25 protein-coding genes and 2 tRNA genes are annotated in these 25,299 nt (G+C 34.9%); 14 read left to right on the forward strand and 13 right to left on the reverse strand.

All coding sequences use genetic code 11. The features are described 5' to 3' along the window. Positions 1-12 precede the first annotated feature (12 nt). Positions 13-516: a phosphoribosyltransferase domain-containing protein gene (locus M0G43_RS04590; RefSeq protein WP_248023854.1), complete on the forward strand. Its 504-nt coding sequence runs from the start codon at positions 13-15 to the stop codon at positions 514-516. On the opposite strand, the gene M0G43_RS04595 is transcribed toward M0G43_RS04590, so the two are convergent. Further along, positions 508-1,026 (reverse strand): shikimate kinase, encoded by a 519-nt coding sequence (locus tag M0G43_RS04595; protein ID WP_248023855.1) that lies wholly within the window; start codon positions 1,024-1,026, stop codon positions 508-510. The genes M0G43_RS04590 and M0G43_RS04595 overlap by 9 nt on opposite strands. 127 nt (positions 1,027-1,153) lie before the next feature. Here M0G43_RS04595 and M0G43_RS04600 point away from each other — a divergent pair. The 7 genes from M0G43_RS04600 to M0G43_RS04630 all read left to right on the forward strand — a co-directional run bounded on the left by M0G43_RS04600 (position 1,154) and on the right by M0G43_RS04630 (position 5,971). Further along, positions 1,154-1,226 (forward strand) — tRNA-Lys (locus tag M0G43_RS04600). A gap of 57 nt (positions 1,227-1,283) precedes the next feature. Next, positions 1,284-1,368 (forward strand) — tRNA-Leu (locus M0G43_RS04605). Positions 1,369-1,436: 68 nt separating this feature from the next. Beyond that, on the forward strand, positions 1,437-2,336 hold the full coding sequence (locus tag M0G43_RS04610; protein ID WP_248023857.1) for a MerR family transcriptional regulator: 900 nt from the start codon (positions 1,437-1,439) through the stop codon (positions 2,334-2,336). Positions 2,337-2,385: 49 nt separating this feature from the next. Next, positions 2,386-3,852 (forward strand): phytoene desaturase family protein, encoded by a 1,467-nt coding sequence (locus M0G43_RS04615; protein WP_248023859.1) that lies wholly within the window; start codon positions 2,386-2,388, stop codon positions 3,850-3,852. Positions 3,853-3,929: 77 nt separating this feature from the next. Then, a complete protein-coding gene (locus M0G43_RS04620; protein WP_248023861.1) occupies positions 3,930-4,769 on the forward strand; it encodes a phytoene/squalene synthase family protein in 840 nt (279 codons plus the stop codon). A gap of 8 nt (positions 4,770-4,777) precedes the next feature. After that, positions 4,778-5,227: a sterol desaturase family protein gene (locus M0G43_RS04625; protein ID WP_248023864.1), complete on the forward strand. Its 450-nt coding sequence runs from the start codon at positions 4,778-4,780 to the stop codon at positions 5,225-5,227. A gap of 48 nt (positions 5,228-5,275) precedes the next feature. Beyond that, complete coding sequence (locus tag M0G43_RS04630) at positions 5,276-5,971, forward strand: lycopene cyclase domain-containing protein (protein WP_248023866.1); 696 nt, start codon at positions 5,276-5,278, stop codon at positions 5,969-5,971. Here the strand turns inward: M0G43_RS04630 and M0G43_RS04635 are convergent. The 3 genes from M0G43_RS04635 to M0G43_RS04645 all read right to left on the reverse strand — a co-directional run bounded on the left by M0G43_RS04635 (position 5,949) and on the right by M0G43_RS04645 (position 10,170). Next, on the reverse strand, positions 5,949-6,428 hold the full coding sequence (locus tag M0G43_RS04635) for a TlpA family protein disulfide reductase (RefSeq protein ID WP_248023868.1): 480 nt from the start codon (positions 6,426-6,428) through the stop codon (positions 5,949-5,951). The genes M0G43_RS04630 and M0G43_RS04635 overlap by 23 nt on opposite strands. A gap of 141 nt (positions 6,429-6,569) precedes the next feature. Beyond that, entirely contained in the window at positions 6,570-8,831 is a 2,262-nt protein-coding gene (locus M0G43_RS04640) for an aconitate hydratase (protein ID WP_248023870.1), read from the reverse strand. Positions 8,832-9,033: 202 nt separating this feature from the next. Further along, positions 9,034-10,170 carry an acyltransferase family protein gene (locus M0G43_RS04645; RefSeq protein WP_248023871.1) on the reverse strand — a complete coding sequence of 379 codons (1,137 nt, stop codon included), beginning with the start codon at positions 10,168-10,170 and terminating at the stop codon, positions 9,034-9,036. Positions 10,171-10,209: 39 nt separating this feature from the next. Between M0G43_RS04645 and M0G43_RS04650 the strand changes: the two genes are divergently transcribed. Both M0G43_RS04650 and M0G43_RS04655 read left to right on the forward strand, forming a co-directional pair. Next, positions 10,210-11,358 carry a hypothetical protein gene (locus tag M0G43_RS04650; RefSeq protein WP_248023873.1) on the forward strand — a complete coding sequence of 383 codons (1,149 nt, stop codon included), beginning with the start codon at positions 10,210-10,212 and terminating at the stop codon, positions 11,356-11,358. Next, positions 11,355-11,954: an SCO family protein gene (locus tag M0G43_RS04655; RefSeq protein ID WP_248023877.1), complete on the forward strand. Its 600-nt coding sequence runs from the start codon at positions 11,355-11,357 to the stop codon at positions 11,952-11,954. Before M0G43_RS04650 ends, M0G43_RS04655 begins: the two co-directional genes overlap by 4 nt. On the opposite strand, the gene M0G43_RS04660 is transcribed toward M0G43_RS04655, so the two are convergent. Genes M0G43_RS04660 through M0G43_RS04675 form a run of 4 tightly spaced genes read right to left on the reverse strand, consistent with a single transcriptional unit; the run spans position 11,938 to position 17,119 of the window. Beyond that, positions 11,938-12,891, reverse strand: coding sequence for an AAA family ATPase (locus M0G43_RS04660; protein WP_248023879.1), 954 nt, complete (start codon positions 12,889-12,891; stop codon positions 11,938-11,940). The two genes, M0G43_RS04655 and M0G43_RS04660, sit on opposite strands and share 17 nt — an antisense overlap. A gap of 6 nt (positions 12,892-12,897) precedes the next feature. Further along, positions 12,898-14,352, reverse strand: coding sequence for a peptidylprolyl isomerase (locus tag M0G43_RS04665; protein WP_248023882.1), 1,455 nt, complete (start codon positions 14,350-14,352; stop codon positions 12,898-12,900). Beyond that, positions 14,309-15,172, reverse strand: a complete 864-nt coding sequence (locus M0G43_RS04670) for a peptidyl-prolyl cis-trans isomerase (protein WP_248023884.1) — start codon at positions 15,170-15,172, stop codon at positions 14,309-14,311. The genes M0G43_RS04665 and M0G43_RS04670 overlap by 44 nt, the downstream gene beginning before the upstream one ends. After that, entirely contained in the window at positions 15,173-17,119 is a 1,947-nt protein-coding gene (locus M0G43_RS04675) for a peptidylprolyl isomerase (RefSeq protein WP_248023886.1), read from the reverse strand. A gap of 274 nt (positions 17,120-17,393) precedes the next feature. On the opposite strand from M0G43_RS04675, the gene M0G43_RS04680 reads away from it, so the two are divergent. The 3 genes from M0G43_RS04680 to M0G43_RS04690 all read left to right on the forward strand — a co-directional run bounded on the left by M0G43_RS04680 (position 17,394) and on the right by M0G43_RS04690 (position 19,400). Beyond that, positions 17,394-17,855, forward strand: coding sequence for an SRPBCC family protein (locus tag M0G43_RS04680; RefSeq protein WP_248023887.1), 462 nt, complete (start codon positions 17,394-17,396; stop codon positions 17,853-17,855). Then, complete coding sequence (locus M0G43_RS04685) at positions 17,842-18,078, forward strand: hypothetical protein (RefSeq protein WP_248023889.1); 237 nt, start codon at positions 17,842-17,844, stop codon at positions 18,076-18,078. The genes M0G43_RS04680 and M0G43_RS04685 overlap by 14 nt, the downstream gene beginning before the upstream one ends. 65 nt (positions 18,079-18,143) lie before the next feature. Continuing rightward, positions 18,144-19,400: a DUF2254 domain-containing protein gene (locus tag M0G43_RS04690; RefSeq protein WP_248023891.1), complete on the forward strand. Its 1,257-nt coding sequence runs from the start codon at positions 18,144-18,146 to the stop codon at positions 19,398-19,400. On the opposite strand, the gene M0G43_RS04695 is transcribed toward M0G43_RS04690, so the two are convergent. From M0G43_RS04695 to M0G43_RS04710, 4 genes are all read right to left on the reverse strand, one after another. Then, positions 19,401-20,156 (reverse strand): LytR/AlgR family response regulator transcription factor, encoded by a 756-nt coding sequence (locus M0G43_RS04695; protein ID WP_248023893.1) that lies wholly within the window; start codon positions 20,154-20,156, stop codon positions 19,401-19,403. A 101-nt stretch (positions 20,157-20,257) separates the two neighbouring features. Further along, on the reverse strand, positions 20,258-20,572 hold the full coding sequence (locus tag M0G43_RS04700; RefSeq protein WP_248023895.1) for a 2TM domain-containing protein: 315 nt from the start codon (positions 20,570-20,572) through the stop codon (positions 20,258-20,260). Then, a complete protein-coding gene (locus tag M0G43_RS04705) occupies positions 20,572-21,906 on the reverse strand; it encodes a 2TM domain-containing protein (RefSeq protein WP_248023898.1) in 1,335 nt (444 codons plus the stop codon). Before M0G43_RS04705 ends, M0G43_RS04700 begins: the two co-directional genes overlap by 1 nt. A 23-nt stretch (positions 21,907-21,929) precedes the next feature. Next, positions 21,930-22,553 carry a hypothetical protein gene (locus tag M0G43_RS04710; RefSeq protein WP_248023900.1) on the reverse strand — a complete coding sequence of 208 codons (624 nt, stop codon included), beginning with the start codon at positions 22,551-22,553 and terminating at the stop codon, positions 21,930-21,932. A 159-nt stretch (positions 22,554-22,712) separates the two neighbouring features. Between M0G43_RS04710 and M0G43_RS04715 the strand changes: the two genes are divergently transcribed. Beyond that, positions 22,713-24,578, forward strand: a complete 1,866-nt coding sequence (locus M0G43_RS04715; RefSeq protein WP_248023903.1) for a M1 family metallopeptidase — start codon at positions 22,713-22,715, stop codon at positions 24,576-24,578. Here M0G43_RS04715 and M0G43_RS04720 read toward each other — a convergent pair whose 3' ends face one another. Next, on the reverse strand, positions 24,579-25,274 hold the full coding sequence (locus M0G43_RS04720) for a tetratricopeptide repeat protein (protein WP_248023906.1): 696 nt from the start codon (positions 25,272-25,274) through the stop codon (positions 24,579-24,581). Between the last annotated feature and the right edge of the window lie 25 nt (positions 25,275-25,299).

A 25,299-nucleotide genomic window follows, 5' to 3' on the forward strand; every position in this document is an offset into this window, starting at 1 on the left:
AAAGGAAACTTTATGACTCCAGCTAAAGACATCATTTTAAATCACGAAGAAATTAAACATAAAATCAGAAGGATTGCCTACCAGATTTATGAAAGCAATGTCAATGAAACTGAAGTTATTTTAGCAGGTATAGATTCTAACGGATATATTCTTGCCAAAAAATTAAAATCAAATTTGGACAGGATCTCAGAATTGAATTCCGTTTTATGTAAAGTCACGATTGACAAAAAGAATCCTTTATCCAGCATCAAAACTTCTTTGAAATCGGAAGATTATAAAGGTAAATCAATCGTTCTAATCGATGATGTACTGAATTCTGGAAGCACATTAATTTATGGGGTCAAGCATTTTCTCGAAGTTCCTTTGAAGCAATTCAAGACTGCCGTTTTAGTCAACAGAAATCACAAAAAATTTCCCGTCAAAGCTGATTTTAAGGGCATTTCCTTGTCGACATCATTGAATGAGCATGTAGAGGTTGTACTTGAAGGAAAAGAATTTGAAGCGTACTTAAAATAAATTAGCTACAATTTCTTCGGTAAGCTCATCTACAGTTTTATAATCAGCCGAAACCGTTAAATCTGCCCGATTATAAAATGGTGATCTCTCAAAAAGATGTTTGCCGATAAACTCGACCAGTTCTTCATCGGTCTTCAAATGAGCTATCAAGGGACGTTTGGTTGTCTCATCATTCAATCGTGAAACCAAACTGGGTATTGAAAGTTTAAGATATACACTTCTAGCATTTTCACTAGTTAATATCCGATTCATATTTGTGCCGTAACAAGGCGTTCCTCCTCCCAATGATATAACCACATTCTTCTTTAAAAGTATTTCATTAAGGTAAAGGCTCTCTTTTTTCCTGAAATAAATTTCACCTTTTGCCTTAAACAAGTTTACGATAGACTGATTTTCATTTTGTTCAATAAATGCATCAAGATCAATAAAATCAAATTTCAGAATTTCAGCAAGCCGTTTTCCAACAGTCGATTTACCAGAACCCATATAGCCCATTAATAAAATTTTCATAACTTTTAATATAGAAAATTGATTTTAAACTTCTTACGCTTAAACCGAATAAAAAAAACAAATTTATATCAAAAAAGCGTTGCATTATAAATTAATCGTTTTTATATTTGCACCCTCGTAAAACAAAGACTCGGTAGCTCAGCTGGTAGAGCACAACACTTTTAATGTTGGGGTCCTGGGTTCGAGCCCCAGCCGGGTCACAAAAAGTTAAGCATTTGCTTGACTTTTTTTTTACCTTTATCTTTATATTGAATTAAGCGCACGTGGCGGAATTGGTAGACGCGCCAGCTTGAGGGGCTGGTATCCGTTTAGGATGTGGAAGTTCGAGTCTTCTCGTGCGCACTTTTCTCTTCATTTTTTTCTACAATAAGTATTTTTAATTATTTTTGTTTAAGATTATACGTTTAAAAATGAACAATCTTAAATCTACGTTCAGCATCAAGGACCTTGAAAATCTCACTGGTATTAAAGCTCATACCATTCGAATTTGGGAAAGAAGATACAATCTTTTACAGCCTGAAAGAACTGAAACGAATATAAGATATTACGATCTAAAAAGTCTGCAGACACTTCTGAACGTTAGTTATTTAAATGATAACGGTTTTAAAATTTCCAAAATTGCTGCGATTCCCAAAGATAAACTGGGTGAATTGGTCAAAAATAATGCCGTTGGGGATAGTGCTAAAGACCACACTTTAAATTTGCTGAAATTATCGATGCTCAATTTCGATCAACAAATGTTTCAATCTACCTATACAAATCTATCAAAGACGAAATCTTTCAGGGAAATTTTCAATGATATTCTCATTCCTTTACTTTCGGAAATTGGTGTATTATGGCAAACCGATACAATTACACCGGCCCATGAACATTTTATATCCAATTTAATTCGCCAAAAGATTATTCTAAATACAGAAAAAGTTCAGTCCACAACTATTTCAAATTCCAACACCACTTTTGTATTGTTTTTACCAGATAACGAGATCCACGAATTGGGACTTATGTATCTGAATTTTGAGATAATTTCAAGAGGTTACAATTCGATTTTATTAGGACCAAGTGTTCCTATTTCTAGCTTGATAAGCCTAACGGACAACTATGATAATATTACCTTTGTTTCATACTTCACAATAAAGCCAGAAATTGATGAGCTTCCAAAATACCTAAAGAGTTTTGAAAATCAACTTCTTATGAAAAAAGATAATACACTTTGGGTGCTTGGCAAAATGGCTGAACACGTCAAAAAGGAAAAAGTTTCTACCAAAATCAAGGTCTTTAATTCGATCGATAATTTGATTGGTGAATTATAATCACATTTGAATTGTTTTTTGTTTAACTTTTTTTTATTTTTGTTAAACAATGAATAAACAAATTGCAATTATCGGCTCTGGATTTTCAGCTCTCGCTGCAGCGTGCTATTTAGCTAAAGAAGGTAATTCTGTTACGGTATTTGAAAAAAACAAATCTGTTGGAGGTCGTGCCAGGCAACTGTTGCGTGATGGATTTACATTTGATATTGGACCAACGTGGTATTGGATGCCAGATGTGTTTGAACGTTTCTTTGCAGATTTTGACAAGTCTCCATCTGAATACTATAACCTTGAAAAGCTTAATCCCGCATATAGCGTGTATTTTGGCAAAGATGATTTTATTACCATCGAAGACACTTTAGGGAAAATTTGCGAAACATTTGAAAAAGAAGAAAAAGGAAGTTCTAAAAAGCTTCAAGAGTTTATTGCAAGTGCAAAATCCAATTATGACGTTGCGATAAAGGATTTGGTTTACAGACCAGGGGTCTCACCTTTTGAGTTGATGACTCTGGAAACCATCAAGAAAATCGACCAATTTTTTAGCACTATCAAAAAAGACGTGCGTAGAGAGTTTAAAAATGAGCGTTTGGCAATGATTTTAGAGTTTCCAGTGCTTTTTTTAGGTGCTAAACCAAGCAATACGCCTTCATTTTATAGTTTTATGAACTATGCTGATTTTGGCATTGGTACATTTCACCCTAAAAAAGGAATGTATCAAGTTATTTTAGCTTTAAAAAAATTAGCTGAAGAACTGGGTGTTACAATTAAAACCGAAAACCCAATTGAAAAAATTGTCGTATCTAATGGTAAAGCAGAAGGCATCGTTTCAAATGGCATCACTCATAGTTGCGATATCGTTTTGAGTGGGGCCGATTATCATCATTCGGAAAATTTGTTGGATAAGCAATTCCGTCAGTATTCAGAATCCTATTGGGAAAAGAAAGTATTTGCACCTTCTTCACTCCTATTCTATGTAGGTTTTGATAAAAAAATCAACAATGTTAACCATCACACATTATTTTTTGATGTTGATTTTGAAACTCATGCAAAAGATATCTATGATAACCCAAAATGGCCAGAAAACCCATTATTTTATGCAAGCTTTCCATCTATCACTGATGAAAGTGTGGCTCCAACGGGGAAAGAAGCTGGAATTTTTTTGATTCCACTTGCGCCTGGAATTGTAGATACACCAGAAATTAGAGAGCGCTATTTTGAAAAAATTATTACTCGATTTGAGAATTTAACTTCACAAATTGTTAGGAATAGCATTATATTTAAGGAATCCTTTTGTGTAAATGACTTTATAAATGACTATAATTCATATAAAGGAAATGCTTACGGTATGGCCAACACATTGATGCAAACCGCTTTTTTGAGGCCAAAGCTAAAGAGTAAAAAGGTAGACAACCTTTATTTTACAGGTCAATTGACGGTTCCAGGACCTGGTGTTCCTCCTTCATTGATTTCTGGAAAACTGGTATCTGAACTCATTAAAAAACATCATAATAATTAAAGTATGAGTGCCATAATACTATTTGCTCCAAATATTTAAGCTTTCCATAGGATCCTTATAAAATAATAAATATACAGATGAAAACACTGTTTGATTTAGTTTCCCACCAATGCAGTAAAACTGTTACAAAGTCTTACAGCACCTCTTTTTCGCTGGCAACCAAAATGTTATGTGGATCAATTCGACAAGACATTTATAATATTTATGGTTTCGTGAGGTTCGCCGACGAAATAGTTGACACGTTTCATGATTATAACAAAGAGTTTCTTTTCAATCACTTTGAGAAAGATTTGGAATTAGCACTTGAACAAAAAATCAGTTTAAATCCAATTCTTAATTCTTTTCAGGAAACTTATCACAAATATAACATCGATAAGCACTTGGTCGACTCCTTTATGAAAAGTATGCGCTTAGATTTACACAAAAGCACCTATCTCACAGATGACGAATATAAAATGTACATATATGGCTCGGCAGATGTGGTTGGATTGATGTGTCTGAAAGTCTTTGTCAAAGGAGATTCCGAAAAGTATGAATCTTTGAAAGACAGTGCCATGAGTTTAGGGTCGGCTTTTCAAAAGGTAAATTTTTTAAGAGATTTGAAGGCCGATTATGAGGATTTGAGTAGAACATATTTTCCAAACACCGATTTAAGTAAACTTGATGAGGCTTCAAAAAAAGCGATTATTGATGAGATTGAAATCGATTTTGCAAAAGGCCTAAAGGGGATCAAAGAGCTACCATTGGAAGCCAAATTTGGCGTGTTTATGGCGTATCGTTACTACAATCAGCTATTGAAAAAACTCAAAAAAACGCCTGCACTGGATATTAAAGCTTCAAGAATAAGGGTTCCGAATTATAAGAAAATTGAGCTTTTAACTAGAAGTTACGTGAAATACCAACTTAATTTATTGTAAATTTAAATATGCATATTATTCTTTGGATATTGATTTTTCTAGGAACCTTTTTCATTATGGAGTTCATGGCTTGGTTTACCCACAAGTATATCATGCACGGATTTTTATGGAGTCTACATAAAGATCATCACAAAAAGGATCATAAAAGTTGGTTTGAGCGCAATGATGCTTTTTTTCTCTTCTATGCTATTGTTAGTATGGTATGTTTCTATCTATGGAATTATGAAGATGTTTGGTATTGTTTACCAATAGCTTTAGGAATTATGGTTTATGGAGCAGCCTATTTTATGGTTCATGATATTTTTATACATCAAAGGTTTAAACTTTTTAGAAATGCCAATAATTGGTATGCAAGAGGTGTAAGAAGAGCTCATAAAATGCATCATAAACATCTAGGTAAGGATGATGGAGAATGTTTCGGTATGTTGGTAGTTCCATTTAAGTATTTCAAAAGATAATTTTCTTTAGATTTCATTTTTGATGATAATCACATTCAATAGTATTAAATGACATATCTCTATTTACTTCTTGATATCGGTTCATTATCACTTCCTTTAATTTTTAGCTTTCATCCTAAATTAAAATTCTACAACTATTGGAAGGCATTGTTTCCAGCGATCGTAATCATGATGGCTGTCTTTATTCCCTGGGATATCATTTTTACCGACAATGGTTTTTGGGGTTTTAATGAAGCCTATTTTTCCGGAATTAACATTGTCAACCTTCCATTGGAGGAGTGGTTATTTTTTATCTGTATACCATTTGCCTGTGTTTTCACGCATTATTCATTGATTTATTTTTTTCCAAATACACAACTCTCAACTAAAAAGACAAGACTAATTACCAATATTCTAATTATTCTTATGCTTGTCCTTACGTTCATCTTTCATGACAGATGGTATCCAATGGTTAATTTCTCGTATGCAATTCTATTATTATTGATTGTTAAGCATTATAACGTAGAAGTTCTTCAAAAATACTATTTGACATTTTTAATCATTTTGATACCATTTTTTATTGTCAATGGCATTCTAACTGGTAGTTTGATTGAAAATGAGGTCGTTTGGTACAACAATGATGAAACTATGGGAGTGCGAATCTTCACAATACCTGTTGAAGACTCCGTTTATGCATTCACTATGATTTTGACGGTTTTGGCTCTAACCAAATATTTCAAATCTAAATTTTCAACAGCGAATTAAGTAAGTCTTGGACTTTTTCACTGTTCCAATCGGCCGCGCCCGTTTTGTCAATGATGATGTATCCTTCTTTATCTATAATGTATGTTTTAGGAATTGATGAGCTATCAAACATTTTGGGTTGAGGCTTGATAGAAGAATACACCTTAAAATTATAATCATTTTTTAGTTTGAATTGAGAGATCGTGGATTTATCCTCATTTGAAATCAACAAAAAAACGACATTATCTTTATAAGTGTTGTAAAGCATATTTAAACTGGGCATTTCAGCAATGCATGGAGGACACCAAGTCGCCCAAAAATTTATTATAACCACTTTACCTTTCACTTCTTCATAAGAAAACTCCTTTCCAGCTTCATCTATGAGCTTCCAGTTATAGTCTGCAACCTTAATACGTTTTCCTTCATCAATCACCGAAGGACTGAACAAAGCCAAGCCTTTATGAATTAAAATCTGCAAAGGTTGACGGGTTTGCGGAATAATCATTATCAAAATGATTATCAGTAAAAAAATGTTGTTACGTCTTTTTTTGGAAATTTTCATGGCTGAAAAAAAAACTCCCATACAAATCGGGAGTTTTTTTTATTATAACATTAATTATTAAGCGTTTTGTTTCTTAATAAGGTTTAACGCTGAACCTTCGTTGAACCATTCAATTTGAGGCAGGTTGTAACTGTGGTTTGCTTTTATGATGTCCTTTGTACCATCTTTATGAACAAATTCCAGTGTCAATTGTTTATCTGGTGCAAACTGATCTAAATCCAAGAAATTGATCGTATCATCTTCTTGTATCAAATCATAGTCATTTTCATTTGCGAACGTCAAACCTAACATTCCTTGTTTTTTCAAATTGGTCTCATGTATACGAGCGAAAGACTTTACCAATACAGCAGCAACTCCCAAATGTCTAGGTTCCATTGCAGCGTGCTCTCTTGAAGAACCTTCACCATAATTATGGTCACCAACAACAATGGACTTGATGCCTTGTGCTTTGTAAGCTCTCGCTACATCAGGAACACCTTCGTATTCTCCATTTAATTGGTTTTTGACGAAATTAGTTTTCTTATTGTAAGCATTAACTGCACCAATTAGCATATTGTTGGAAATGTTATCTAAATGACCTCTAAAACGCAACCATGGTCCTGCCATAGAAATGTGGTCTGTCGTACATTTTCCAAAAGCCTTGATCAATAATTTCGCTCCTTTGATAGTGTTACCAATTGGAACAAATGGTTCCAACAATTGTAATCTTTCCGAAGTAGGGCTTACTTCAACAACAACATTGCTACCATCAGCAACTGGCTCTACGTACCCAGCATCTTCCACATCAAAGCCATTTGGTGGCAATTCAATACCTTTTGGTTCATCAAGTTTTACCTTTTCCCCTTCTTCGTTAATCAGATAATCGTTTACTGGGTCAAAATCCAATCGACCAGAGATTGCGATTGCTGCTACCATTTCAGGTGAACCTACAAAAGCGTGTGTGTTAGGATTTCCATCAGCTCTTTTTGAGAAGTTTCTGTTGAAAGAATGTACAATCGTATTTTTCTCATCACCTTTCAAATCGCTTCTATCCCATTGACCAATGCAAGGTCCGCAAGCGTTTGTAAAAACAGTAGCATCCAAATCTTCAAATATCTTTAGAAGTCCATCGCGCTCTGCAGTGTAGCGTATTTGCTCTGAACCTGGATTGATTCCGAAATCAGCTTTAGATTTTATTTTCTTGTCAACGGCCTGTTTAGCTATTGAGGCAGCACGAGTTAAATCTTCATAAGAACTGTTGGTACAAGAACCAATCAATCCCCAATCAACCTTGATAGGCCATCCTTTTTCTTTAGCCAACTGCCCAAGTTCACCAACTGGAGTTGCCAAATCTGGTGTAAACGGTCCATTCAAATGAGGACGAAGTGTATCTAAATCAATCTCAATCAATTCATCAAAATATTGCTCTGGATTAGCATAAACTTCATCATCACCAGTCAAATATTCTCTGATTTTATTGGCTTCATCAGCGATATCAGCTCTATCGGTCGCTCTTAAATAACGCTCCATAGAATCATCATATCCAAATGTTGATGTTGTAGCTCCAATTTCAGCACCCATATTACAAATTGTTCCTTTTCCAGTACAAGAAAGGTTCTTGGCTCCTGGCCCAAAATATTCCACAATCGCTCCTGTTCCGCCTTTTACGGTCAAAATTCCAGCAACTTTAAGAATGACATCTTTAGCAGATGTCCATCCATTTAGTTTTCCTGTTAATTTCACACCTATCAGTTTTGGAAACTTCAATTCCCAAGCCATACCAGCCATCACGTCTACCGCATCGGCTCCACCTACTCCAATGGCAACCATTCCCAAACCACCAGCATTCACTGTGTGCGAATCGGTTCCAATCATCATACCTCCTGGAAATGCATAATTTTCCAAAACCACTTGGTGAATGATACCCGCTCCTGGTTTCCAAAATCCGATACCATATTTATTAGATACAGAAGCTAAAAAGTCAAAAACTTCTTTACTGCTGTCATTTGCTCTTTTTAAATCGGCAGCAGCACCTTGTTTGGCCTGAATCAAGTGGTCGCAATGTACAGTTGTTGGAACAGCCACTTTTGCTTTTCCAGCTTGCATAAACTGTAACAAAGCCATTTGAGCCGTGGCATCTTGACATGCTATTCGGTCTGGTGCGAAATCAACGTAATCTTTACCTCTCCTAAAGGCAGTAGTTGGCTCTCCATCCCAAAGATGAGCGTATAATATTTTTTCAGAAAGTGTTAATGGCTTACCAACTATTTGACGTGCTTTGTCTACACGTGTGGGCATAGTGTTATAAACCTTCTTTATCATGTCAATATCGAATGCCATATATTATAATTTAAAATTTGTATTAAGTGTTTGGTTGCATTAATTAAAGTCATGCAAAATTACGGAATTTCAAAGACTTTTAAAAATATGTAACAAAATGCATGAATTCATAAACATTCATCAATAGGACGATTATTTTTCAGAATATACTTAAGTATTTGTCAAAATTTGATATTAAAAAATATCATATTGACAAAATTTGTTATTTGAAATGATTCTTAATTACTGGTTTATCCCTTAAATTCATCAATGGTCGCTCATAAAATTGATAGAGCAGATATGATAGCGAGAGTGTCAGCAAAAAGTAAACTATTATAAAAACCGCAATATCAAGACCTGCAAACGCTTCCGTAGGCATAAAATGTTTCATCAATTGCATCACAATCGAATAGTGCAAGACGTACATAGCATAAGACAAAATGCTGATATATGTGATTGGAATCAAAATGGATTTTGGCGCTGATTTCATTGTACTCAACAAAGGCAAGGTAAGTAAAATGGATATTGATTTAATGACGAAATACCATACATTCCAAAATTGTGGATGGGTACCGATAAAAATTTGATGTCTGGGAATTAAAATATTCAAGGAAAGTAATCCAATAACTCCAATAAAAAAAGCAGGAAACCGCATCATTCTCCAAAAGTTTGGTTTAACAATTGAAATATAAGCTGCCAATACGCCATAATAAATAGCATCAATTCTATAAATAACAATGGCTTTCACGTTGATGCTCCAATGACGCATATCCCTGATGGTTTCTTCGTGATTGTAGATCAATTTTGAAACCAAAAACATAAAAATTATGAGCAAAGTAACTGCTAAAAACAGCTTTGGTCTTGGAATTGATGTTTTTATGAACAAGATTCCATACAGCAGCAACGGCCCTAAAATATAAGCAAATTCTTCTATTGATAAACTCCAGGATTCTGCAAAAAGCCAAGGCATTTCGGTTGCAAAATTGTGAAGGAAGAAAAAATAGCGCCAAACGCCATCAGGCAATTGATTTCCAATATAGATAGCAATCAAGATGTTTGCTATCAATGCCAAATAATAATTGGGCAATGTTCTGAACCAACGTCGTATCCAGAAATAAAACACATTCTTGAAACTGAAACTTTGGGATGTGTAAAGGCGAAATAAAATTCTTCCAATCAAAAAGCCACTTAAACTAAAGAATATCTCTACACCCATTACGCCAGAAATACTTAAAATATCTGGAATGTATCCGTTGGCATTTGGAGTAATCCACAAAATATGGGAACAGACTACCATCATAATAGCAACAGCACGCATCAGGTCTAAACCAAAAATTCGTTTGCTGTAGTCTATTTGCATAAAAAAGCGTTAATTTGTTAGGGAAGAAACGGTTTCTAAATGAGGTCCAAAATACTAAAATATTCAGTCTTTTTATTCATCATCTTGCTGATTATTGGCGGAATCTATTATTTAAAACTTCCCAATAGGCATAAAGCGATCATAAAAACACAGGTGTATCACAAATTGGGTCTTGTTGATGATTCCTGGAATATTAAAACCACAGATTCCACAATTTCGCTGTTCTCTCCTACTTTGGTCATTGATAACATTTACAAGTCGATGGAAGGTCCGAAGGCGCTGACATCATTCCAGATTGATTATACTAGAAATGATTTGGTCTGGCTCACCTCATTCGAAACCAAAGCGGTCAGCACCAACGAAATCGATCAATTATCAAATGATTATGTATGTCATACCAACATTGATTTTTATGACGGAGAACACTACGCTCGCTGGAATTTAAACAATAGAATCGGTGAACAATATCCTCGTCTGACCTCGATGAGCAACGGGATTGAAGCCTATAAACTGCCTGATGGTTTTGGCTTTCCAGTTTTTACCAATGAAAATCTTTTCACGGCAACACAAATCCTCAATCATAATATCAAAGGTGATGCTTTTACTGTAAAGCACAAAGTGACTTTAGGTTTTAAAGCTCATCATCCAAATATGAAACCTTTAATGAGCAAAACCGTGTTTGTGATGCTGCCTTATGACAGTGACAAACCTTTTCAGGGTCCAACTGAAAACAACCCAAATATGTGTTTACCAGTGGAGACTAAAAACCATAGTTATGTTGATGACGAAGGACACCATCTTTCCGGTCATTGGGTTATTTTTAAAGGAAAAGAAACTTATACTTCTGATATCACCCAGCAACTCCAGTTAAAAGATAGCACGACTATGCATCAAATTGCGGTGCATCTGCATCCTTTTGCTGAAGAGTTACAATTTCGGGACAAAACCAAAGACACCACATTATTTATATCTAAAGCTGAAAATTATAAAGACAAAATCGGATTGAAAAAAGTCACTTATTTTTCGAACGAAGAAGGCATTATGCTCTATCCAGACCATCAGTACGAACTTGTTTTAAAGACAAATAATACCACAGATGTCAATCAGGATATGATGGCGAGTATGTTTGTGTTTTTATATGATAAAGAAATGGATGAAAGAATAAAGTCTTACAATTCCAATCAATGAAGTTTCTAAAGGTTCTTGTTTTATTTTTTTTCTTCGGATGTAATTCAGGCTCAAAACAATTACCGATTTTGAGCTACCAAATTGATGACAAAGGAAATACAGTAGCCTACAAAATCAAATATGACAATTTTAAAAACCAGCTTGGAGAAAACTTTTCAACCGATAACATCAAGGACAAAGTTTTCTTGGCGAATTTCTTCTTCACAAGTTGTCCAAGCATTTGTCCGCCTATGCGAAACAAACTTATTGACATTGCTGAAACCTTTCAAAGCGATGATGATTTCCTGATCGTTTCACACACCATCGATCCTAAAAATGACACTGTCGAAGTTCTAAAAAATTATTCTGAAGCAACTGGAATTTCTTCAGATAAATGGCAGTTTGTCCGTTCTTCCGTAGAGCTTACAAGAAAGCAAGCAGATTTGTATATGACCAACTTCAAAGCCAATGAAGATGGAACTGATTTTTACCACAGTAGTTATGCCGCATTAGTTGATACGGATCAACAGATAAGAGGATTCTATAATCTGTTGGTCGATGAGGAAATTGAAAGATTAAAAGAAGATATCGCTTTTCTACTTAAAACAAACTCTTGATGATTTGGTCATCAGAAATACCTTCGGCTTCCGCTTTATAATTTTTGATGATTCTATGACGAAGAATTCCGCTAGCAACCGCTTGAACATTTTCAATATCTGGTGAGAATTTGCCTTTAATGGCAGCATGCGTTTTAGCAGCCAAAATCAAATTTTGGGATGCTCTAGGTCCAGCGCCCCAATCCACAAATTCCTTCACCAGGTCTGATGCTGCAGAACTGTTTGGCCTTGTTTTTCCCACCATTGACACTGCATATTCAATCACATTATCAGCTACAGGAATACGACGAATCAATTGCTGAAGATCGATAATTTCTTGAGCAGTAAACAACGAATTTACTTTAGATTGCACGTCAGTTGTAGTCGATTTTACAACCTGCACTTCTTCTGCAAATGAAGGATATTCCAAATTGATGGCAAACATAAAACGGTCTAACTGTGCTTCTGGCAAAGGATAAGTTCCTTCTTGTTCAATCGGGTTTTGGGTTGCAAGAACGAAATATGGCAAATTCAGTTTGTAATGATGTCCTGCAACGGTTACAGCTCGTTCTTGCATCGCTTCCAACAAAGCTGCTTGAGTTTTCGGAGGCGTTCTATTGATCTCGTCTGCCAAAATGATATTGGCAAAAATTGGTCCTTTTATAAATTTGAACTGTCTGTTTTCATCAAGAATTTCACTGCCTAGAATATCACTTGGCATCAAATCTGGCGTGAACTGAATACGTTTAAAATCCAACCCTAAAGCTTGAGCGATTGTATTGACCATTAAGGTTTTTGCCAAACCAGGAACTCCTATCAATAATGCGTGTCCTCCAGAAAAAATGGATATCAAAATTTGATTCACCACTTCATCCTGACCGACAATCACTTTGGCGATTTCAGTTTTTAACGATTGATATTTTTTTACAAACTGCTCTACAGCCGCAACGTCAGACATATTCTATTATTTTTTCAACCAATTGCTCTGAAATTCGCAGTCGCGATATTCCCCATTGATGTTGATATACGTATCTTTAATTTTTTCTTCCCGCCATTTTTTGACCTCTGTAAACTGTTTGTCCTGAACGGTTAAGTTCTTTATTTTTAAATAGTCCTTTGCAAAATTGGCTTCGTGTTCGTCAATTCTATCGGTAACCGTCAAAATCTTGAATTTGATTCTGTTGATTCTGTCTTCATCCTGAAGCACCAAACTAACCTCGTTGTCCTTAAGATTTTGAATTTGTGAATATAACTCTGGATCCATTTTTGTCAACTCAAAATTGTAATCTTGAGTCTTTGGATTGATCAATTGACCTCCATCTTGCCGTGTTTCCTTCTCATCACTGAATTCTCTTGCAGCATCAGCAAATTTATACTCACCTCTCACAATGCGAGCTCTGATGGTATCAATTTTAGTTTTTGCTTCCCTGATTGCCTCTTGCGTAACTTCAGGTCTAATCAAAATGTGGCGAACATCATATTCTTGTCCTCTAATTTTTTCAAGCCAAATGATATGATAACCGAAATCTGTTTGGAAAGGTTCTGAAATTTCGCCTTCTTCAAGAGAAAACGCTACATCTCGGAATTCTTTCACCATTTGAGGTCTGTTTCTGTTCATTGGTGGCAACTTTCCTCCAGTTCTCCTTGAACCCATATCATCTGAATAAAATGTAGCTTTCGTCGTAAAACTTGCGCCATTTTCAATAATATCTGCCTTAAACTCCTTTAATTTATTGATTGCCTTTTGTTTTTCGGCTTCCGAAATTTTAGGTATGACAACTATTTGAGCAACTTTCAATTCCGTACCAAAAATTGGTCTTTCATCTTTCGGGATACTATTAAAATATTCTCTCACTTCCTCTGGAGTTACTTCGATATCTTCAACAATCTTGCGTTGCATCTCATAAGCAAGTTGTTGGTTTTTATTAATTTCGAACATTTCATCTCTCAAAGCTTGTTCTGTATCTTTATTATAGAACTTCAAAAGTTCATCCATAGAGCCATTGGTTTCTTCAAGGAAAGCGCTGATTTGCTGATCTATGTTAGAGCGGATTTCCAATTCCTTTACTTCAATACTATCTTGAATGGCGCTGTGAGCAAACAATTTATCTTCCAATAATTTACCAAACAATTGACAACGAGTGATGTCAGCCGTTGAAACACCAGCTGCTTGAAGTTGCAAAAACTCCTTATCCAAATCTGAATCCAATATGACATAATCACCTACAACTGCTACAACTCCATCTACTTTAGTACGTTGAAAAGTTTGCTTCACCGTATCCTTTGCAATATCGACTTCAGCCACTTCATCTGGAATAATTTCCTGTGAAATAGCAAATTGATAGCTCATAAGAGCCAAAAAAGAAACTATAATTTTATTGTAGATTATATATTTCAAATTGATTGTTTTTAATGGCATCTTTTGTAATGTCTTTTTCGAGTTGTTTGACAAGTTCTAATTTTCTTTTGTTAATGACAATCTGTTTGATGGTAGGCATCACAAACTCCAAAGGCGCATAATCATTCTGCAATCTTACGTCATTAATTTGCATCAAATATAGGTCTAATGAATCTTTGAGTTGTATAAAATTAGATTTTTTTAACAGTTCCTTTTTGTTTTCAGAATTTATGACAGATATTTTATTAGCAACCTGTGAAGCCTTAATCCAAATAGAATCATTCAGCGAATAAGATTTGAACTGAACAGATATCGAATCCAAATGCTTTTTATCCTTTGCTGAATAGCGTTGAAATCGTTTTGAAATATCATCTTTGTCAACGGCATTTTGAGGAATATGAACATATCGAAACTTTATCAATTCGTCATTCAATTTGAACGTTTCTTTGTTCTCTTCATAAAATGCATTGGCTTCAGAATAAGGCACAACCGTATCAATTGATTTTTTTACCAATGCTTCCAAATAGGCTTTCGTATAAAGATCTTTTTTGTATTGATCAACAAGTTTATTGAACTCATCTTGCATATTCTGTGGCAAGTTGCGTTCTGAACCATCAACCAATAATAATTGCGTTGCCCAACGTGTAATAAAGCTATTTACTATCAAAATACTGTCTTCTGCAGAAGTACCTTCCGCAACCAAACCTTTGATATCATCTTCATACAAATACGTGTCATTTACCCTTGCAATGGGTTCTCTATCATCTGATTCTTTGAAGAATACATCGCAAGAAACCAAGCAAATGGTTGCAATACTTATATTGAGAAGCTTTTTTATCAATTATTTCCCGATTTGATTTTTAACTGTTTTTAAAACTTTTGGATCGACTTCTACCTTATATCTATCGTGCAAGGATTTCAACCAATTTTCTTCAATGCTATTTTGATAATCGCTTATAACTTTGCCCTTTGCCTCATCAAATGTTTTATTGCTTGATGGAATTATTTTGTTAATCAACAACACGTGGTAAGCATCATTATAATTATATATTTTTGATACACCTTCTTTCAATTCCAAATCTTTAGGCAATGATTGATGGTCTGTCTCCATTGTTCCTTTTGTAAAAATCACTTTTTGCTCTGCTTCAGAATTGAGTTGTTTACTGATTGCTTCATCAGAAGTTCCTTTTTTCAATAAGGAAGCTACTTTTTCAATATCTGATTTTTTTGCTGAAGTTGCCAAAACTACGTCTACTCTATCTTTCCAGATATAATTCGACTTGTGAGCATCGTAATATTTTTGAAGTCCAACTGTGTCTTTCACTGCCGCATTCCAAACTTCTTTCTCCATTAAATCAAACAGCAACAATCCATCTCTATATTCCTTCAAAATTTGAGCAAAATCTTCATTTTCAAACTCCAAATGATCTTCGTGGTATCTTAAAATTTCACTTTCTTCAAATTCCTTGAATTCTTTCTCTACGATTGCCGAGAATGGCGTTGTTTTTCCAAGATATACTTTTTGGGCAGATAATAAATGACCTGCAAATTCTCCATATGTGACCGATTTATCACCTATCTTGAAAAGTTCTTTTTCTTTATCAAGACTTGTAGGAATTGTCCAAGCTCTGCTGTAGAAATCATTCGATAATATTGAAGTGAAATACTCCAGTTTTTTAGGATCTGTGTTGACATTGTATTTCTTCTTAAGCTTTTTGGCTAATGCCGAATTAATTAAGCTTGAGCGAGCATCTCTCTTCACTTTATTTTCAATTTCGCCTTTTACTTCCTCCAATGGTTGGACTCCTTTTTTAGAAACCAATTTCACAATATGCCATCCAAAATCTGTTTTAAATGGTTTTGAAATCTCTCCTGGTTCCTTTAAACTAAATGCCATATTTTCAAATTCTACAGAACTCAATTGACCACCAGTAAATGGCGACAACAATCCGCCTAGACTTGAAGAACTTTTATCATCTGAAAACTGTTTTGCCAAAGACTCGAAGTTCTCACCTTGATTAATTTTTTTATAGATTTCATTGATTCTAGTTTCAGGATTCAACAAACTATCTGCCTGCTTATTTGAAATCATAATGTGAGCCACTGTAACTTCACCTCGCGAAGGTCTTTTATCATCAACTTTGACAACATGGTATCCAAAACGCGTTCTAAACGGTTTGGAAATCTCTCCAACCTTCGTATTAAACGCTGCACTTTCAAATTCATAGACCATTTTAAAAGAAGAAAACCATCCTAAATCTTCAGCGAAAATGGTATTTCCATTATGAATCTCTTTCTGAACTGTTTCAAAGCCTTCCTTTTTTACTCGGTCTCTCAACTCTAGCAACTGATTATAGACTTTCAAAGTATCTTTTTCATTTTCATCCATCCGAATCAAAATGTGCGATGCTTTCACCTCTTGAGTGGATCTGTCATAAGCTTCTTTAATCAAAGCTTCCGTAACATTTGAGTCGGACAAGTAATTTTTTGAAAGTTGCTTTTTATAGCTTTCAAATTCTCGCAAATACTTCGGAATGGTGTCTAATCCCAACCGCTTCGCTTCTTTGATTTTAAGTTGATAATTGACAAATAAATCTAGATAAGCATCAACATCTTTTTGTGACTCATCTTTCACCAAGTCCAGATTTTTATTGTAAACTCGTATAAATTCTGACGATTTGATAGGTTCATTATCTATTGTAAAAAGTACATCATCTGAATTTTTTTGAGCAAACAATGTCGCAGTCAAGGTTAGTGCCAAACAGCACAAATAAAGTTTTTTAATCATGATGGTATAAAGTTTTGAAACCTGTCGCAAAAATAATAAAATCATATATTAAACAAGTTCATTTTTTGAAACGATTGAATGAGTGCTTTAGTATTGATAAAAATTTTGAAATTACCTTTTGAACCTTTCAATTAATTTGATAAAGTGTATGAATGTCCTTGCAATATATTAAAGTGATAGTAGGTTGTCTATTATTTCTGCAATTGAACTTTCAATGCTCCAAAATTTCGGCTAAACCAAATATATTTGCACATCATTTATCCCATCGTTGCGAATGAAATATTCATCAGAAATAATTGTGGATTTGCCATTAAAGGAGTTTGTTCAAAAGTTTGACAATGCAGAGAATATGAAGCATTGGCAAAAAGGATTAGTATCTGTAGAGCACATTTCTGGAAACCCTGGTATGGTTGGTTCCAAAATGAAGTTGAACTACAACTTTGGCAAACGTAAGATGGAACTTATTGAGACCGTTACTCATAGAAATTTACCAAAGGAATTTCATGGCACCTATAGTACCATAGGAATGCACAATATACAGGAAAACTATTTTGAAGAATTACCCAATGGAAAGACCAAATGGATTTCAATAAGTGAATTTTTACCTCTGAACTTTATGATGAGAAGTATGATTTGGTTTATGCCCAAAGCATTTAAAAAGCAATCGATGAAGAATATGACCGATTTCAAGAATTTTGCTGAAAAAGGAGTATCTGTAGCCAATGAGAAAGCTTAAACTTATCTGGGATTTTAGAGGTCCTTCTTCGCAAAAAGTGGCAGAACATCACGAAATCCATCTCAAAGAATACATTTCCATACATCATATAAACGTCCATAAAACTGGTGTTGAAAACCTAAATGAACTTCATAGTTTGGCATATTTGGTGATCGATGAGATTGATATGAAACCCATTCGAGACAGCCTGAAACCTCATAGAGGACAAGTGTATTCTGATTAATTCCACATCCTATTTTTTATTGTTTCGTAAGGATTTTCCATATCTTTAATTTTCAAAACATCTTGATGAAACAATTATTCAATAAACTATTTTCCTTTTTTAATACCATAAAAAGCAACATTGCCTTTTATCCAACCATTTTGGCAGCCGTCGGATTTGCACTCTCCTTGATTATGGTAGTTATTGAAAAACAGGGAATTTCAAATTATCTGTTTGAGGTTTTGCCTCAATTGGTCGTAGAAGATGGCGACACTGCACTGACTGTTTTAAGCGTTTGTATAGGTGGATTGATCTCGATGATGGTTTTCAGTTTTTCGATGGTAATGCTGTTGTTAAGTCAAGCTTCAAGCAACTTTTCACCGCGCTTGCTTCCTGGATTGATTTCGGACAAACGACACCAGATCATTTTAGGCGTTTACCTTGCGACTATTCTATATTGTATTTTCACGATGTTCACAATTGAACCTTCAGAAGATAAATATTCCCTTCCTGGTTTCTCGATACTCTTGGCTATCATCTTCACGATAATGTGCCTTGGGTCATTTATTTATTTTATTCACAATATTTCGGAAAGTATACAGATTTCAAACATTGTGGATACCATTTATAAGGAAGCGAGAGAACGGTTGGCTGATATTTTGGAAAAGGAAGAACAATTCGCATCAGTAAAGACCTTTCACGATACTTCAAATTGGCATAGTTATAAAACTGAAGGATGTGGTTATTTTCAAAACTTATCTTACTCAAATATCATTGATTTTTGTAAAAAACACGACACTAAATTGAGCATCGAAATACCGAAAGGCCTATTCGTTCTAGATAATATGGTATTCTTTAAATCTGAAAAAGAATTGGACAAAGAACAATTGGAATCCTTTTTTTCGAATATAAATTTCTCTAAAAGTGAACTTGTCACAGATAATTATGCACTAGCTTTTAAACAACTAACCGAAATTGCCGTAAAAGCAATGTCTCCAGGAATCAACGATCCTGGAACTGCCATTAATGCGATTGATTATTTAACAGAGTTGTTCGCTTTGCGAATGAAAAAGAAGGACGTGGAAATTTTTGTGAAGGATGAAACGTCCTATTTTCGGTTAGAAACCATCAAGTTCCGAACGCTTCTATACAATGTTATGGCATCTTTGCGAACGTATTGCAAACACGATCCTACTGTGGTTCAAAAATTGCTTTGGATGTTAACCTACCTTTTAGAACAGCCTGTGTTTGAAAAGGATTATAAGAGTTGCGTTGAAAACGAAATGCAGTTATTAAAAAAAGATTCGAAAACTATAATTGAAGAATTAGGTTTGAATGACTAATTATTCCAGCCAATCCTTGAAATCCTTCACTCGTTCTCTTGCTACAATGATTTCTTGTTCATTGAAATTGTTGAGTTTGATTTGCAAGCGAGAATTGGTATAACTTATCATATCCTTGATGGCATCGATATTCACAAAAAACTTTCGGTTTACCCTAAAGAATTTTCGTGGTTCCAAATCAGCTTCTATTTGCTCAAGAGTGCCATCCAGCAGATAATTTCTACCTTCATTCGTAAAAGCATAAGTGCCCTTGTTTTCACTGTAAAAACATTCGACATCGTCAATATTGATAAGCTTTAAATGTTGGCCCACTTTTACCGAAAATCGCTTTTTATACTCGCGTTCTATCGGATTGACCAACAGTTTTTTGATATCCTCAAAATCCAACGACACGGACTGCTTTTGCGGAACTCTATCTTTATATTTCGATACTGCTTTTTGCAAATCATTTTCATCAATTGGTTTCAACAAATAATCGATGCTATTCAACTTAAACGCCTGCAATGCATATTCATCATAAGCCGTTGTAAAAATTACTGAAGATTTGATATCGATAGCCTCAAAAATCTCAAAAGACAAACCATCGCTCAACTGAATATCCAAAAAAATCAAATCTGGATGCTGATTCTTACTGAACCATTCTATGGATTCTTCAACCGAATGCAACATAACTTCAGTGTCCATATTCAAAGATGCCAACATTCGCTGTAATCGTCTTGCTGATGGTTTTTCGTCTTCTATTATTATGATATTCATTGATATGTTATTTTTGGTTGATGGTTGATAGAAAGTTATTCACAAATTGTCAATCTTCCATTATCAATTATCAATTGATAATTGTTAATTGTTCATTGTAGTTATTCCCAACGATTGCTCTTATTCTCATCCATATATTCCTTGATTTTACGTTCTTCCCAGTCTTTTCCAAGTACAAAATCCGGAACAAAAACACTTAAGCCGTGCGCCAAAAGACCGATTCCCCAAAAGCCCAGCGTTGTAAAATTATGCCATTGAAAATAGCTTTCTCCCGGATTCAAATTTTGGACATTTATGATCACTATGGCAATGTTAATTACGATATAGACCAATAAATGAGAATAAAATCCTTTGATGCGCTTTACCTTTTTGGCAGCTCTATCATATTTTTCCTGTTCAAAATATTTATTTTCCATTAGTTCCAAGTATTATTTCGTTGCTCATCTCTCTCCATAATTTCCCTTATTTTTCGTTCTTCCCAAGATTTTCCATAACCGAAAACCCCAAATGCGTGAAAAATAATTCCCATTCCCCAACCTAGCATTGGGAACCAAAACCATTGGAATCCCCAATAACTCCAGTAATTTATAAAAATTAAAAACGGGATAACGACGCAATACGAGAGCAGGTTTCCGTAAAATCCTTTGATCTCTTCCACTCTCTTTTTTGCTTTATGATAAGCATCTTCCTGATTATTATATTTTTGAATTTCCATAATTGATATTTGTTTGGTAAGCATTGGTATTGCCACCGCAAAACTGTTTGCTTGTTGATTGATGTTTACTTTTTTGTTGGTCAATAATTCGTAGCGCTGTTGAATATTTGCCAATCCGACGCCACTACTTTTCTTGACAATTTGTTTCGGTTGTAAATTATTTTCGACTACTAACATTCCATTGCTTTCATAAATTTTAACGTGCAAGGGTTTGCTCGTGGTCACCATATTATGCTTTACAGCATTTTCAAGAAGCAATTGCAATGACAATGGCACTACCTTGCTTTCTGGGTTGTTCGCCTTCTCTGGTATCTCGAAAATGATACTGTCTTCAAAGCGCATTTTTAGCAACAGCATATAGGTTCTTGCGAAATCCAATTCCTCATCCACGCTAACCAAATCTTTATTTTTCTGTTCCAAAACGTATCTGTAAACCTTGGAAAGCGATGTTGTGAACTTTTGTGCATTTTCAGGGTTTTCATCAATAAGGCTTGTTAATACATTCAAACTATTGAACAAAAAGTGAGGATCCAATTGATTTTTTAAGGCATCGAACCTCGCATTTGCCGAGCCAGCAATGACTTTTTGCTCCTTTACCTTTGTCTGTTGATATCGATTATAGAAATAAACAATATGAAAAATGATCACAATCGTCAATGTAATCCAAAGTCCAAATCTATACTGGCTCCAACGTTGACCTTCAATAAAATCTGTCCAAGAAATGCCTCGATATGCTATATATTGAAATGCATTCATTATAAACAATCCTATCATCGTCACTATCACTGAACCTACAATTCCGATGATGATTCGCTTGAAACGTTCTTCCTTGGTCCAGTTGAGTTTTTCCAGATAAGCAAAATAATAGTAATTGGAATAGCCAAGTAGGAAACTATACATTTGATAGAATGAGAAACTCACCAAAAAATCATTAAAGTTTTCGAAATCAAACCCTTCAAAAAGCAGATTGCCGACCACAAAAACTGCGCAACCGATAAAGAAGGTGAGATAAATATTCTTGAATGATTTAATCATAATGGTTTGATGAATTGATTAGTTTACTCGTTGCACGAAGCTAAAACTTGTTCAGCACGCTCTTTTCCCCAATTAGGATGAAAAGGAGTTTCAGGTTTAAAGTTAGCAAAAAGTTCTATGGATTTTTCTATCTCTTTGCAGAATGGCTTTGTATCCTGACCGAAATATTTCGCGCTTCCCATATTCCATTCGGCTTTGCTGAACATCACTCTTGGGTTTTTTGGGTCCAATTTGTAGGCTTGCGAGTAAAGCTCATTGATTTTTGCAGAATACTTCATTCCATAGGTCATTCCGTCAAAAGCCACCCAATTAGTCAAAACGTGCGCTTGCAATACAATAATTTCTGGATTGTCTTTGCTAATGCTCATTGCTGTATTTAAATAGTCTTGAGCCTTATCCAGTTGCGCCTTAACTTTTTTAGGGTCTTTCTCATCCCAAGTTTTTAAACTGTTCATTTGCGCTACGAAATAATTGGGAAGCCATTCATTTGGTTCAGCTGCAGCAATGCGTTCGAACATTTGCTCGGCTTCAGTCCATTTGTTTTGTTCCCATAGTTGAAATGCTTTTTGCATTCCTTTCTCAAAATTGGTTTGCGCAGTAGTGATGCTCGATACCAAAACTGCTGCGATGATGATTAAATGTTTCATAATGTGATGTGTTTTAATGTTGAGACAAATATCCATCAGCATTTCTCGTTTTAAAAAAGCAATCTACTGAACTGTCACATAAGATGGATGAATTGTGATTTTTTATACCATTAAGTTTTAATTACTTTAGCAATCCGAATGTTTAAGAATCAATTTATAATGAAAAAATCCCTGTTTTTACTATTAGTTTCAATAATGACAATCAACAGTTGCGAACAAAAAAAGGAAGAGAAAACTGCTCAAAAATATATCGATGAGCCACACTCCTATGCGCAACCGAATGAGGCAGTCATCAAACATTTGGATTTGAATATCAATGTTGATTTCGAAGCGAAAGTAATTACTGGCACAGCGACATATGACATTCAAAACAATAGAGCATCAACCATTATTTTAGACTCAAAGTATTTGGATATCCTAGCCGTGAAAGCCGATGGCAAGGAAACATCTTTTAATCTTGGTGAAATGGATGAAATGCTTGGACAGCCTCTCTCTATTGCAATTTCTGAAGACACAAAAACCATTTCCGTCACTTACAACACCACGGATAAAACCGAAGCTTTGCAATGGCTAAACGCTCAACAAACAGCCGATAAAACCCATCCATTTCTGTTTACGCAAGGTCAGGCGATTTTGACGAGAACTTGGATTCCCATTCAGGATAGTCCACAGATACGTATAACCTATGACGCAACCGTCAAGGTGCCTTCAGATTTGATGGCTGTGATGAGTGCTGAAAACCCAAAGGAAAAAACTGCTGATGGTGTTTATCATTTCAAAATGAAACAACCTATTTCTGCCTACTTGATTGCACTTGCCGTTGGAGACATTGAATACAAGGCTGTCAGTAATCGTACTGGAGTTTATGCAGAAAAATCAATGGTTGAGAAAGTACACGCAGAATTTTCAGATATGGAAAAAATGGTTGCTGCTGCCGAAAACCTTTATGGCGATTATGATTGGGAACAGTTTGACGTGATAGTTCTACCTCCTAGTTTTCCTTTTGGTGGAATGGAAAATCCGCGCTTGACGTTTGCTACACCTACAGTGATTGCTGGTGATAAAAGCTTGACATCTTTGGTTGCCCACGAGTTGGCACATTCTTGGTCTGGAAACTTGGTAACCAATGCCACGTGGAATGATTTTTGGCTAAACGAAGGTTTTACGGTTTATTTTGAAATGCGTATTATGGAAGCACTTTATGGTAAAGAGCGTGCCAATATGCTGGCAAAAATAGGACGTCAGGATTTGGAAGAAGAATTGGAATCCTTAAAAGATAGTCCAAACGACACTAAATTAAAGCTCAATCTTAAAGACAGAAATCCTGATGATGGTATGAACAGCATTGCTTACGACAAAGGTTATTTGTTTTTAAGAACGTTGGAAGAAACTGTAGGTCGAGAAAAATTTGATGCGTTCTTGAAATCTTACTTCAAAAAAAATGCATTTTCAACTACAAATACAGAAGATTTCGTAAGCTACCTCAACAAAAATCTGCTGGAGAAAAACAATGTGTCTTTCAATACTGAAGAATGGATTTATCAACCTGGAATTCCTGACAATCAGGCTATCATAAAATCAAATGCTTTTGATACGGTTGAAAGCATTTTGAGAACATTTATAGAGACCAATAACATTGATGCACAGGTTACAAAAGATTGGACACCGCAGGAATGGGTTCATTTTGTAAGAAACATTCCTAATGACATTTCAAATGAACAGATGCAACTGCTTGACGATAAATTCAATTTTACCAATTCCACCAACTCCTATATTGCGATGGTTTGGTTTGAAAAAGCAATTACACACAATTATCACGGAAATAATGTCGATGTTAAAATTGAAGAATTTCTCACCACAGTAGGAAGACGTTGGTATGTCACCACTCTTTTTGAGGCTTACAAAAAAAGCAACAGAGTAGATGAAGCGTTAGAGATTTACAAAAAATCAAGAAGTAATTACCATTCCGTAACTGCTAATACGATTGATGGATTATTGAACTATGGCAAGACAAAGGACTTATAATTAGTCCGTCTGTTTATTTTTCTCATAATTTTTGACGTATTCCTTGGCTCGCTCGTTTCCTGTGTTCATTTCGTAGGCCTTTTTGTAGTTTGTGTAAGCCTGTAAACTGTCGCCACTTCTCAAGAAAGCATCCGCTAGGCTGTCATAGACATTATTACTTTCTGGATAAAGTGCAACGTTCATCTCAAAAACCTTAATGGCATTCTCATATTCCTTATTTCTCAATAGATTATAGCCAAGTCGATTGACCTCGTGTTCTTCGATATACGTTTTAGTTGAATCTTGTTTTTTTAGCTCCAAATAACCTTCTGTTGCTTTATCATACTCTCCATTTGACAAATACATCCAAGGTGTTTTGAAATCATCATCAACCTTTAGATATTGATAATTCACTTCGTCATCTTCTGAAATGACAGCTAAATAGCGTTTTTTGGTATCAGGATGCACTGCAAATCGTAATTTTTGATACATATCTGCCACAAAAAAGGTGTTTTCATCCAACACTACAGGCTTTCTTGACGCACCTTTCCACTTGATGTATAAATCATTGTCTTTGTAAAAAACATCCACTACTTCATTCTCATTAAAAATATAACGTCCTGAAGTTTCCTTGATATGTTCCGCAGAATATTGAATGTTTTTAGAACAACTCGAAAGTAGAATGATTAAAAAAAGAGAATAAAATGTTGATTTCATTTTGATTGATTTTATTTTGGGAAGT

The organism is Subsaxibacter sp. CAU 1640 (genome assembly GCF_023156585.1).
Taxonomy (GTDB): domain Bacteria; phylum Bacteroidota; class Bacteroidia; order Flavobacteriales; family Flavobacteriaceae; genus JBPOFM01.